The 10,943-nt window shown below is 72.2% G+C and carries 15 protein-coding genes; 13 read left to right on the plus strand and 2 right to left on the minus strand.

Annotated features, from left to right (window positions below):
* The 3 genes from HII36_RS49685 to HII36_RS49695 all read left to right on the plus strand — a co-directional run.
* Window positions 1-802 (plus strand): dihydroorotate dehydrogenase (locus HII36_RS49685; protein WP_173530397.1); only part of this gene is annotated, 802 nt, incomplete at its 5' end.
* A complete protein-coding gene (gene pyrF, locus HII36_RS49690; RefSeq protein WP_173530398.1) occupies window positions 799-1,497 on the plus strand; it encodes an orotidine-5'-phosphate decarboxylase in 699 nt (232 codons plus the stop codon). The genes HII36_RS49685 and pyrF, both read left to right, overlap by 4 nt.
* A gap of 70 nt (window positions 1,498-1,567) precedes the next feature.
* On the plus strand, window positions 1,568-2,374 hold the full coding sequence (locus tag HII36_RS49695) for an alpha/beta fold hydrolase (protein WP_173530399.1): 807 nt from the start codon (window positions 1,568-1,570) through the stop codon (window positions 2,372-2,374).
* A 24-nt stretch (window positions 2,375-2,398) separates the two neighbouring features.
* Here the strand turns inward: HII36_RS49695 and HII36_RS49700 are convergent, their stop codons facing one another.
* Window positions 2,399-2,851, minus strand: coding sequence for a DUF1579 family protein (locus HII36_RS49700; protein ID WP_173530400.1), 453 nt, complete (start codon window positions 2,849-2,851; stop codon window positions 2,399-2,401).
* Window positions 2,852-2,934: 83 nt separating this feature from the next.
* Here HII36_RS49700 and HII36_RS49705 point away from each other — a divergent pair, with 83 nt between their 5' ends.
* Together HII36_RS49705 and HII36_RS49710 are read left to right on the plus strand one after the other, a co-directional pair.
* Entirely contained in the window at window positions 2,935-3,273 is a 339-nt protein-coding gene (locus HII36_RS49705) for an ArsR/SmtB family transcription factor (protein WP_328808251.1), read from the plus strand.
* Complete coding sequence (locus HII36_RS49710; protein WP_173530401.1) at window positions 3,270-3,698, plus strand: SRPBCC family protein; 429 nt, start codon at window positions 3,270-3,272, stop codon at window positions 3,696-3,698. Before HII36_RS49705 ends, HII36_RS49710 begins: the two co-directional genes overlap by 4 nt.
* Window positions 3,699-3,722: 24 nt before the next feature.
* Here the strand turns inward: HII36_RS49710 and HII36_RS49715 are convergent, their stop codons facing one another.
* Window positions 3,723-4,403, minus strand: coding sequence for a DUF998 domain-containing protein (locus HII36_RS49715; RefSeq protein ID WP_173530402.1), 681 nt, complete (start codon window positions 4,401-4,403; stop codon window positions 3,723-3,725).
* 75 nt (window positions 4,404-4,478) lie between these two features.
* On the opposite strand from HII36_RS49715, the gene HII36_RS49720 reads away from it, so the two are divergent.
* The 8 genes from HII36_RS49720 to metK all read left to right on the plus strand — a co-directional run bounded on the left by HII36_RS49720 (window position 4,479) and on the right by metK (window position 10,329).
* Window positions 4,479-5,165, plus strand: coding sequence for a TetR/AcrR family transcriptional regulator C-terminal domain-containing protein (locus HII36_RS49720; protein ID WP_173530403.1), 687 nt, complete (start codon window positions 4,479-4,481; stop codon window positions 5,163-5,165).
* A gap of 35 nt (window positions 5,166-5,200) precedes the next feature.
* Window positions 5,201-5,692, plus strand: coding sequence for an NUDIX hydrolase (locus HII36_RS49725; protein ID WP_328808252.1), 492 nt, complete (start codon window positions 5,201-5,203; stop codon window positions 5,690-5,692).
* A 342-nt stretch (window positions 5,693-6,034) separates the two neighbouring features.
* The gene (mihF, locus tag HII36_RS49730) at window positions 6,035-6,358 is read left to right on the plus strand and encodes an integration host factor, actinobacterial type (RefSeq protein WP_020541698.1); all 324 of its coding nucleotides are present in this window, start codon (window positions 6,035-6,037) and stop codon (window positions 6,356-6,358) included.
* A gap of 100 nt (window positions 6,359-6,458) precedes the next feature.
* Window positions 6,459-7,067, plus strand: coding sequence for a guanylate kinase (gene gmk / locus HII36_RS49735; RefSeq protein ID WP_173530404.1), 609 nt, complete (start codon window positions 6,459-6,461; stop codon window positions 7,065-7,067).
* A gap of 6 nt (window positions 7,068-7,073) precedes the next feature.
* On the plus strand, window positions 7,074-7,343 hold the full coding sequence (gene rpoZ / locus HII36_RS49740) for a DNA-directed RNA polymerase subunit omega (RefSeq protein ID WP_173530405.1): 270 nt from the start codon (window positions 7,074-7,076) through the stop codon (window positions 7,341-7,343).
* Between the two features lie 8 nt (window positions 7,344-7,351).
* Window positions 7,352-8,557: a bifunctional phosphopantothenoylcysteine decarboxylase/phosphopantothenate--cysteine ligase CoaBC gene (gene coaBC, locus HII36_RS49745; protein WP_173530406.1), complete on the plus strand. Its 1,206-nt coding sequence runs from the start codon at window positions 7,352-7,354 to the stop codon at window positions 8,555-8,557.
* Window positions 8,558-8,649: 92 nt separating this feature from the next.
* On the plus strand, window positions 8,650-9,012 hold the full coding sequence (locus tag HII36_RS49750; RefSeq protein WP_173530407.1) for a hypothetical protein: 363 nt from the start codon (window positions 8,650-8,652) through the stop codon (window positions 9,010-9,012).
* A gap of 129 nt (window positions 9,013-9,141) precedes the next feature.
* Window positions 9,142-10,329 carry a methionine adenosyltransferase gene (gene metK / locus HII36_RS49755; protein WP_173530408.1) on the plus strand — a complete coding sequence of 396 codons (1,188 nt, stop codon included), beginning with the start codon at window positions 9,142-9,144 and terminating at the stop codon, window positions 10,327-10,329.
* Window positions 10,330-10,943: the final 614 nt, after the last annotated feature.

Consider the following 10,943-nt stretch of genomic DNA (forward strand, 5'->3'; position numbering starts at 1 on the left):
CCGCATGGCCGAGACCCCCTCGGGCATGCTGAACGCCGTGGGGCTGCAGGGTCCGGGCATCGACGCGTTCCTCGAACGCGAGCTGCCCTGGCTGGCCCAGCGCGGCATCAAGACCATCGTCTCGATCGGCGGCGGCACCGTCGCCGAGTACTCCGAGCTGGCGCGCAGGCTCGCCGACGCGCCCGGGGTGACCGCGCTCGAAGTGAACCTGTCCTGCCCGAACATGGAGGACCGCGGGCGCGTCTTCGCCCGCGAGGGCCGGGCCGCGGCCGAGGTGATCGCGTCGGTGCGCTCCATCATGCGCTACGACGTGCCGGTCATCGCCAAGCTCGCCCCCGACGTGGCCGACATCGTCTCGGTGGCCAAGGCGTGCGTCGACGCCGGCGCCGACGCGCTGTCCATGATCAACAACCCGCTGGGCATGGCCATCGACACCGAGGCGCTGCGCCCGTCGCTGGCCGCCGTCACCGGCGGGCTGTCGGGCCCGGCCATCCTGCCGCTGGCCGTGCGCTGCGTGTGGCAGGTCTACGCGGCGCTGCCCGGCGTGCCGCTGATCGGCATCGGCGGCGTGATGAGCGGCCGCGACGCCTTCCAGCTCATCCTGGCCGGGGCCTGCGTGGTCGGCGTCGGCACCGCGCTGTTCCACGACCCGTACGCCTGCCTGCGCATCGAGCGCGAGCTCGAGGACCTGCTGCGGGCCCGTGGCCTGCAGCGCCTGGCCGACGCCGTCGGCCTGGCACACCGCCCGCCGGGCAGCGCGCCCCGGCACCTGTTGGTCGACACCGAGGAGAGCACCCCTTGACGCCCGCACCCATCGCCGTCGCACTCGACGCCCCCGACCTGGAGACCGCCGCCCGGTGGGCGGGCCTGGTGACGCCGCACGTCAGCACGGTGAAGGTCGGGCTGGAGCTGTACCTGCGCTACGGTCCGGACGTGATCGCCTCGGTCCGCGGCGCCAGCGGCGTCCAGGTGTTCCTCGACCTGAAGCTGCACGACATCCCGAACACGGTCGCCGGGGCCACCCGCGCCGTCGCCAGGCTGCGGCCGGCGATCCTCACCGTCCACGCGGCCGGCGGGCCCGCCATGATCCGGGCGGCCGTCGAGAGCGCCCCGCACACCAAGATCGCCGCGGTGACCATCCTGACCTCCCTCAGCGAGGCGGACCTGGCCGGGATCGGCATGTCCGGCCCGGCCGACGACGTGGTCAGGCGCCTGGCCGCGCTGGCGGTCGGCGCCGGGGCGACCGCGCTCGTGTGCTCGCCGCACGAGGTCTCGGCCGTGCGCGAGGAGGTCGGGCCCGACATCACGCTCATCACGCCCGGCGTGCGCCCCGCCGGGGCGGCCACGCAGGACCAGGCCCGGGTGGCCACGCCCGAGCAGGCCCTGGCCGACGGCGCCGACCTGCTGGTCATCGGCCGCCCGATCACCGGCTCGGCCGACCCGGGGGCCACGGCGGCGGCCATCGCGGCCTCCCTGCGCCGCACGATCCCCTCCTGACCACCCGGCTCGGGGGGCTCGCCGGAGGCGGTTCACGGCGTCTCCGCGGGCCCGCGTAAGGTGGTCGGCCGTGTGGACGACGACGACCATCGAACGTGACGGCGTGCGCCTGGCCTGCCACGACAGCGGCGGCCCCGGGCCTGTCGCGCTGCTCCTGCACGGCCTGGCCGGCCAGTCCGGCGAGTGGGAGCCGCTGGCCCGCCTGCTCCGCGGCCACTACCGCCTCATCGCACTCGACCAGCGCGGCCACGGGCGCAGCGAGCCACGTCCCGCCGACACCTCGCGTGCCGCCTTCACCGCCGACGTGGCCGCCGTGATCAGCGGGCTCGGCGTGGGCCCGGTGATCCTGGCCGGGCAGTCGCTGGGCGGCGTCACCGCGCTGCAGGCCGCCGCCGCGCGTCCCGACCTCGTGCGGGCGCTGCTGCTGGTCGAGGCCGGGGCCGAGGCGGGAGGCCCCGAGCTGCCCGGGCAGATCGCCGGGTGGCTCGACTCGTGGCCGCGGCCGTTCGCCGGACGCCGCGACGCGGTGGCGTTCTTCGGCGGCGGGCGCGTGGGGGAGGGGTGGGCCACCGGCCTGGTCGCCGCGGACGGCGGCCTCGGCCCCGCCTTCGACCGCGACACGCTGGTGAACGTCATCACCGATCACACCCGCCGGGCCAACTGGGCCGCCTGGTCCGGGCTGACGTGCCCGGTGAGCGTGCTGCTGGGCGAGCGCGGCGTGCTGCCCGCGCAAGAGGTGGCCGAGATGCGCCGGCTGCTGCCGCGCGCCAGGTTCGTCACCGTGCCGGGCGCGGGGCACGACGTGCATCTCGAACGTCCGGACGAGACGGCCAGGGAACTGCACCGCCTGGCTCGGAGCGGGGCGCTCGTCGCGTAACGCGGGCTCATGTCCTCGTGAAGGTCATGTCCTCGTGAAGGTCATGTTCATCCAGGGCGTCCACTCCCGGCCGTCGCTTGTGCGTTCCCACCGGGCGGTCATGCTCTGGCCGTCCGGCTCGATCGTCAGCGTCGCCCGCTCGTTCTCGCCGGCGAACGTCCACCCGCCGTCGTCGGTCACGCTCGCCCGCATCGTGGTGAAGTTCCCCGCGTTGTCGAACGAGCGCGCCGGGTAGGCGTCCGTCTCCGGGTCGTACGGGCCGATCATCTCAACGGCCTCGACCCGGTCGCCGCCCATCAGCACGTCCACCCGGTGGACCAGGAAGAACCCCCCGGCCAGCCACGTGTAGTCGTCGGTGCCCGAGATCTCGATCGGGGGTTCACCGTCCGCGGCGACCGTGCGGCCGTGTGAGCGCCACCGTCCGGTCAGCGCGTTCAGCCGGTCGTTCTCCTTCGGCGGCCCGGTCTCGTACGACATGATCGTTCCCCTCTGCCCGGAAAGGTATGTAAGATGTTGCTTAAATACTTACATTGTCATCGAGCGACGCGCAATCAAGGGGCGTGACCGTGGACGAGGCGCTGCGAGCGCTCGCCGACCCGACCCGCCGGGCGATACTCGTGCTGGTGCGCGAGCGTGAGGTGGCCGCCGGCGAGATCGCGGCGCACGTCCCCGGCATGAGTCGTCCCGCCGTCTCGCAGCACCTGCGCATCCTGGTCGGCGCGGGCCTGCTGGACGTCCGCCGCGACGGCAACCGCAGGCTCTACCGGCTGCGTCCCGAGGGCTTTGCCGACGCGGCGGCGTTCCTGGACACGATGTGGTCGGGCGCGCTCGACCGGCTCAAGCAGGTGGCGGAACGTGAGGAACGCGCGCGTCCCGGCGCCAAGGAGGGATCAGCGTGACAGCCGCGCAGGACCGGACGATCGAACGCAGCCTGCGGATCCAGGCCAGGCCCGAGACCGTGTGGCGGTTCTTCACCGACCCGGAGCGGCTGGCCCGGTGGTGGGGCACGGCCGAGCTGGACGCCCGCGAGGGCGGCAGCCTGCGCGTGTCGATGCACGAGGGCCCGCGGCCGGTGATGCGCGGCGAGTTCGTCGAGCTGGTGCCGCACGAGCGGATCGTGTTCACCTTCGGCTGGGAGGACACCCCGGGCGCGCCGGACATTCCGCCGGGTTCCTCCCTGGTCGAGATCACCCTGACCGCCGACGGCGACGGCACGGTCCTCGCCGTGCGCCACAGCGGCCTGCCGCCGTCCCTCGGCGACGAGACCGGCGCCGGCTGGTCCCACCTGCTGGACGTGCTCGCGGACGCCGCGCGCCGGGCCTGAACGGCGTCCGGCCACGCGACAGCGTCATCGGGTCGCACCCCGTCCCTCTGACAGCGTGCGGACCCGCAGGGCGAGCGCCGCCGCCCACAGCCACCCCAGCAGCGCGATCGCCCGCAGCCACAGGCTCAGCGGCCCGGGATCGGCCCCGTTGCCGGAGTACAGGCCCGCCAGCGCGTAGCAGACGGGCAGCGCGACCCCGGTCGCCGCGCAGTACAGCGCCCAGCCGCGCGCCCCCTGTGCCGCGAACCTGCGGGCGAACACGAAACACGCCCCGATCAGCGACACCAGCACCACGCCGAACGACACCCCGTGCAGGACGTAGTGCGCGCTCGTCGTCCCTGGCAGCCCGGCCGGCGCGCCCGCCGGATAGCCGAAGGCCGGGTCGGACACGAACACCCCGGCCCCCACCAGGCCCATCCCGTACAGGCCGATCAGCAGCGGACCCCAGGTGTGTCCCGGACCGGCGGCGAGCGCGCGGCGCAGCCCGGCGGCGGACGCGGCGAAGAGCACCCCGGTGATCATGAAGTTGGCGATCTGGACCCATCCCAGGTCGCCGAGGCTCAGCAGGCTGAGCGGGTGCCGCCGGGGGTCGAAGCCCGGCCGCGTGTAGTCCTGGACCAGCACCACCAGGACGAACAGCGGCCCCGCGACCACGCCGCAGGTCAGCAGCGTCCTGGCCGAGGGGCTGCGCAGTCGATCGGACATGGGTCTCCGCCGTCCTCGCCGAATGACTTCACTTATCACTGATAAGCTGCCTTAGCGCTGATAAGGTGTCAAGGGATGGACGAGACACGGACGCCGCGCCAGGGCCTGACCAGGCAGACGGTGATCGAGGCCGCGCTGAGACTGCTCGACGAGGTCGGGCTCGACGGGCTGTCCACCCGCAGGCTCGCCGCCGAGCTGGGCGTGAAGTCGCCGGCGCTCTACTGGCACTTCCGCGACAAGCAGGAACTGCTCGACCGGATGGCGGAGTCGATCCTGCTGGCCGGCGGGATGGGGCCGCCGGGCGAGGGCGAGAGCTGGCAGGAGTGGCTGACGCGCCGGGCGCACAACTACCGCGCGATCCTGCTGGCCCACCGCGACGGCGCCCGCCTGGTGGCCGACTCCCGGCTCGGGCCCGAGGCGATCAGGATGTTCGATCGGGAGCTGGCCGCCATGGTGGCCTGCGGTTTCACCCCGGTGCTGGCCCTGCGGGCCATCACGGCGCTGTCGCGGTACGTCACCGGGTTCGTCCTGCAGGAACAGCTCGTCCTGCGGGAACAGCCTGAACGCTCCGGCGGCGGGCGCGAGGGGGCGCGTGAGGAGTGGTCGGCGGCGCTGGCCGGGCTGCTGCCAGGCGGGGAGTCGGCGCCGCTGGCCGTGGCCGTCCGCGATGGCGGCGACCTGCTCGGCGAGCAGACCTTCGGCTACGGCGTCACCGCCCTGATCGACGGCACGGCCACCGCCCTCCGCGCGGCCGCGGAGTGAGGTCGTGGAGCGAGGCCGCGGAGTAGCGTGAACGGGTGAGCGAGTCCCTGATGACGCCGGCCGAGTGGTACGAGACGCTGCCCACCGTGCACCTGTCGGCGGGCATGCTCCTCACCGACCACGCCGACCGCGTCCTGCTGGTCAAGCCGGGCTACCGCACCCACTGGACGTTGCCGGGCGGCGGCGCGGACGCCGGTGAGCCGCCGCACGCCTGCGCGCTCAGGGAGGTCGCCGAGGAGGTCGGCCTCACGGTGCCCCTGGGCGGGCTGCTGGTGGTCGACTGGCTCCCACCGGCCGGCGAGCGCGTGCGCCCGATGGTCGTCTTCGTGTTCGACGGCGGTGTCGTCACCGACCCGTCCCGCATCAGGCTGCAGGCGGACGAGATCGACGACGCCGCGTTCCGCCCGTGGGACGAGATCGCCTCTCGGGTCTCCGCGGCCACGGCGGCACGTGTCGCGGCGGCGCGCGAGGCCCGCGCCACCCGGCGGACGATCTTCCTGTCCGCCGCAGGACGACCGCACGCCTGAGCCGGCCCGCTCCCGGGCGGCTCTGCCAAGATCATAATGCACGCCCGGCCCGCTCGCGGGCAAGATCGCGGCGAGGTTTCGGTCCAGGTCTGACGCCGATTTCGGACACCTTCGCCCGGCACAAAAATGATCTTCGCTGCTCGCCGCCGCCGCGTCCCGCGCGGTCACGGAAACGGGGAAGTGAGGGCGATTTGATCAGCGCTATGTATTTTTCCCAACACGGAGAGTGATGAAGTGGATTTTGTGACGAGAGAAACCGCTCTTGACGTTGCTTAGGGGGCAATGACCAGCTAGTTTCCCTTCCCGTCCGAGTACATCGACAGAAATTCGAGGTGACCCGGCGTGGCTCTTCCTCCCCTGACCCCTGAGCAGCGCGCCGCAGCCCTGGAGAAGGCTGCCAAGGCCCGTAAAGAGCGTGCCGAGGTCAAGAACCGGCTCAAGCATGGCGCGGTTTCTCTGGCTGAGGTGCTCAAGGATGGGCAGACCGACGACGTCATCGGCAAGATGAAGGTGTCGGCCCTGTTGGAATCGCTCCCCGGCGTGGGCAAGGTCCGCGCCAAGCAGCTCATGGAGCGGCTCGCCATCGCCGAGTCCCGCCGCGTGCGGGGTCTCGGCGCGAACCAGAGGGCCTCCCTCGAGCGCGAGTTCGGTGGCAACGAGAGCTAATCTCGTTTCCACACGTAAGCGCAGGTTCAACGGGGGGTAGGAAGTGACCGACAGGTCCTGGTCCGGCATCGCAAGGGCCCATGAGGCAGTCGGATCCGGAGTGGAGGTCGGCTTCCCGCCCCAGAGCGAGAGGCGCCTGACGGTCCTTTCAGGGCCGTCGGGCGTCGGCAAGTCAACGGTCGTCGCCGAGCTCCGGCGGGCACACCCCGAGGTGTGGCTGTCGGTCTCGGTGACCACCAGAAGGCCCAGGCCCGGCGAGGTCGACGGGGTGCACTACTTCTTCGTCGACAACGTCGAGTTCGACCGGCTCGTCCAGGCCGGCGAGCTGCTGGAGTGGGCGGAGTTCGCGGGCAACAAGTACGGCACGCCACGCGAGCCGGTGCTGGCCAAGCTCGCCGCGGGCGTCCCCACGCTGCTGGAGATCGACCTCGAAGGCGCCAGGCAGGTGCGCGGCACCATGCCCGACGCCCTGCTGATCTTCCTGGCCCCGCCCACCTGGGAGGAGCTGGAGAAGCGGCTGCGCGGCCGCGGCACCGAGCCGGAGGACGTCATCGCCCGCCGCCTCGACGCGGGACGCGTCGAGATGGCCGCCGAGTCCGAATTCGACCTCACGCTGGTGAACACGAGCGTCCAAGATGTGTGCCACCGGCTGATAGCCTTGATGACTGACCCTCAGGGGGTCACGACATCCACCAACCGAGAGGTCTGACACATCGTGGCAGGAATCGCCCCGGCCGCGGAGGGCATCACCAACCCGCCGATCGACGCGCTGCTCGACATCGTCGACAGCAAGTACTCCCTGGTGATCATGGGGGCCAAGCGCGCCCGCCAGATCAACGCGTACTACTCCCAGCTCGGCGAAGGCCTGCTGGAGTATGTCGGCCCGCTGGTCGAGACGCACGCCCAGGAGAAGCCGCTGTCGATCGCACTGCGTGAGGTCTCCGAGGGCCTGCTCAACGCCGAGCCCATCGAAGGCGCGGTCTGACCCCTTCCATGAAGGTCGTCCTGGGCGTCAGCGGCGGCATCGCCGCCTACAAGGCGTGTGAGCTGCTGCGCCTGTTCACCGAGTCGGGGCACGAGGTGCGGGTCGTCCCGACCCGCGAGGCCCTGAAGTTCGTGGGCGAGCCCACCTGGGCCGCCCTGTCGGGCCACCCGGTGACGACCGACGTGTGGGAGAGCGTGCACGAGGTGCCGCACGTGCGGATCGGCCAGCGCGCCGATCTCGTCGTCGTGGCGCCCGCGACCGCGAACGTGCTGGCCAAGGCCGCGCACGGGCTCGCGGACGACCTGCTCACCAACACGCTGCTGACCGCCCGCTGCCCGGTCGTGTTCGCGCCCGCGATGCACACCGAGATGTGGCAGCACCCGGCGACCGCGGCCAACGTGGCCACGCTGCGCGCGCGCGGCGCCATCGTGATCGACCCCGCGGTGGGCCGGCTCACCGGGGCCGACACCGGCCCCGGCCGGCTGCCCGACCCCGCCGAGATCTTCCAGGTCTGCCTGCGCGTGCTGCGCGGCAGCCCGAACGACCTGGCCGGGCGCAAGGTCGTCGTCTCGGCCGGCGGCACCCGCGAGGCCATCGACCCGGTCCGCTACATCGGCAACCGCTCGTCCGGGCTGCAGGGATACGCGCTGGCCCGCACCGCGGCGGCGCGGGGGGCCGAGGTCACCCTGGTCGCCGCGAACGTCTCGCTGCCCGACCCGGCGGGGGCCAAGGTGGTGCGGGTGGAGTCGACGGCCGACCTGCGCGAGGCCGTGCTCGCCGCCGCCGCCGACGCCGACGTGGTGGTCATGGCCGCCGCCGTCGCCGACTTCCGTCCCGCCGCGCGGCACGACGTGAAGATCAAGAAGACCGACGGCGAGCCCGCACCCATCGAGCTGGCCAAGAACCCCGACATCCTCGCCGAACTGGGCGAGCGCCGCCGCGCCGCCAGAGCCGCCGGCACGCCGCACCCGCGCGTGATCGTCGGCTTCGCCGCCGAGACCCACGACGTCCTGGCCAACGGCCAGGCCAAACTCGCCCGCAAGGGCTGCGACCTGCTCGTGGTCAACCAGGTCGGGGAGAACCTGGCCTTCGGCACGCCCGACAACGCCGCCACCGTCCTGGTCGCGGGCGGCGAGCCGGTCGAGGTGCCGCGCGGCCCCAAGGACGACGTGGCCGACGCCGTCTGGAACCTGGTCGCCCCCCGCCTGCCCTGACCTGCCCGGCGGAACCGTACAAGATTAATTACCGGATGCCCTGTTGATACATCCCATGACCCATGCGGATACTTGGGACGAAGGGGGACGGCATGCCGGTGAGTTCCGCTGTCAGGGAACGCTGTCGAACGCTGCTCGGGAACCGTGGGGAGATCCGGTACGTCTTCCCCGCGCAGGCCGTCGGACCGCCGGAGGCGGGGAACTTCCTGATCGTGGTCACCGACGCGGCCATCTCGGTGCTGGCGACCAAGACGCTCAGAAGCGACCGTCCCGTCTCGGTGTACGCGGCCTACCCGCGTCACACCAGGCTGGGGCCGATGATGCCCGGCCCGGTGATCGAACTGGGGCCGATGGCCTTCGAGTTCGACGAGGAGTACGCGGCGGTCGTCTCGGCCGCCGACGCCGAGGTGTTCGCGCCCGAGACCCTGCCCCCCGACCCCCTTCCGGACCTGTGAACACGGGATGAAGGCGGCCTGTTTCGCGACAGGGCACCGGGTAGGGCTAGACTTCGGCGAGGCCCTGCGGCGTCCAACGCGTCCCGGGCCTCACATCCGTCAGCAGCCGCTGCATGAGGAGCCACTGAGTTGTCACGTCGCCTGTTCACCTCCGAGTCGGTCACCGAAGGCCACCCGGACAAGATCGCCGACCAGATCAGTGACGCGATTCTCGACGCCATGCTCAAGGACGACCCCAAGAGCCGGGTCGCGGTCGAGACGCTGATCACTACCGGCCAGGTCCACGTCGCGGGTGAAGTGACGACCGAGACCTACGTCGACATCGCCGGCGTCATCAGGGAGAAGATCCTCGAGATCGGCTACGACGCCTCCCACAAGGGCTTCGACGGCGCCTCCTGCGGCGTCTCGACGTCCATCGGGGCGCAGTCGCCCGACATCGCCCAGGGCGTCGACGACGCCTACGAGCACCGCATCGGCGGTGACGCCGACGAGCTCGACCGTCAGGGCGCCGGCGACCAGGGCCTGATGTTCGGCTACGCCTGCCGCGAGACGCCCGAGCTGATGCCGCTGCCGATCATGCTGGCCCACCGGCTGGCCCAGCGCCTGTCCGAGGTGCGCAAGAACGGCACCGTGCCCTACCTGCGTCCCGACGGCAAGACCCAGGTCACCATCGAGTACGACGGCGACCGTCCGGTGCGGCTCGACACGGTGGTGGTCTCCACGCAGCACGCGGCGGAGATCGACCTGGCGGAGATGCTGACGCCGGACATCAAGGAGCACGTGGTCGACCCGGTGCTGGCCGAGGTGGAGATCGACACCGAGGGGTACCGCCTGCTGGTCAACCCGACGGGCCGGTTCGAGATCGGTGGCCCGATGGGTGACGCGGGGCTGACCGGCCGCAAGATCATCATCGACACGTACGGCGGCATGGCCCGTCACGGTGGCGGCGCGTTCTCCGGCAAGGACCCGTCGAAGGTCGACCGGTCGGCGGCGTACGCGATGCGCTGGGTGGCCAAGAACGTGGTCGCGGCGGGCCTGGCCGATCGGTGCGAGGTGCAGGTGGCGTACGCGATCGGCAAGGCGCAGCCCGTCGGGCTGTTCGTGGAGTGCTTCGGCACCGAGAAGCTGCCGGTGGAGAAGATCCAGGACGCGGTGCTGCAGGTGTTCGACCTGCGCCCGGCCGCGATCATCCGGGATCTGGACCTGCTGCGGCCGATCTACTCGGAGACCGCCGCGTACGGGCACTTCGGTCGCGAGGGCTTCTCCTGGGAGTCCACCGACCGCGCCGAGACCCTCCGCACGGCCGCCGGCCTGTAGGCCCGCAGGCGCGCTGACGTAGACGCCGCACCCGCCTCGCGGGTGCGGCTCTTCGCATTTCCTCCCGCGCCCGCACGGTTGGCGACGGGCCGCCCGGCCCGGCACGGCCCGGCCTGGCCCGGCACGGCCTGGCCCGGCACGGCCGCGAAGGCCCCTCGCGATGGGACCCCCAGGAGGAGCCGCTCGCGGGGACCCGTCACCAAGGGGGCCAGTCCCCCGTGGAGCCGTCTCTTCAAGACTGCTTGTTCTTCAAGGCGGCCCGTTCCCGAGGGGAGCCGCCCGCAGGGACCTGCCCCTGAGGGGAGCCGTTCCCCAGGGCGGCCCGTTCCCCAGGGCTGCCTGTTTCCCAGGGCTGCCTGTTTCCCAGGGCGGCCCGCACTCCAAGGTTGCCCGTTCCCGAGGGGAGCCGCCCCCAAGGACCCGTCCCGAGGGGAGCGGTTCCCCAGGGCAGCCCGTGTCCCAGGGGCGGCCCGTGTCTCAGGGGGACCGTGTCCGCGGCGGCCCGCGCTCCAAGGTTGCCCGTTCCCGAGGCGGTCCGTTCCCGGGGTGATCCGGTGTGGGCGGTGGTGAGCCGAGGGCGGTGTGTTCGGACCGGGCGTGGGGTGGCTCTGGGG

Source organism: Nonomuraea antri, assembly GCF_013283785.1.
Lineage (GTDB): Bacteria > Actinomycetota > Actinomycetes > Streptosporangiales > Streptosporangiaceae > Nonomuraea > Nonomuraea antri.

Excerpts from the sequence above, each read along its gene's own strand:
- HII36_RS49715 (WP_173530402.1), bottom strand. The coding sequence starts at position 4,403 with ATGTCCGATCGACTGCGCAGCCCCTCGGCCAGGACGCTGCTGACCTGC.
- coaBC (WP_173530406.1), top strand. The coding sequence starts at position 7,352 with ATGAAGGTCGTCCTGGGCGTCAGCGGCGGCATCGCCGCCTACAAGGCG.
- HII36_RS49700 (WP_173530400.1), bottom strand. The coding sequence starts at position 2,851 with ATGTCGTACGAGACCGGGCCGCCGAAGGAGAACGACCGGCTGAACGCG.
- HII36_RS49750 (WP_173530407.1), top strand. The coding sequence starts at position 8,650 with ATGCCGGTGAGTTCCGCTGTCAGGGAACGCTGTCGAACGCTGCTCGGG.
- HII36_RS49720 (WP_173530403.1), top strand. The coding sequence starts at position 4,479 with ATGGACGAGACACGGACGCCGCGCCAGGGCCTGACCAGGCAGACGGTG.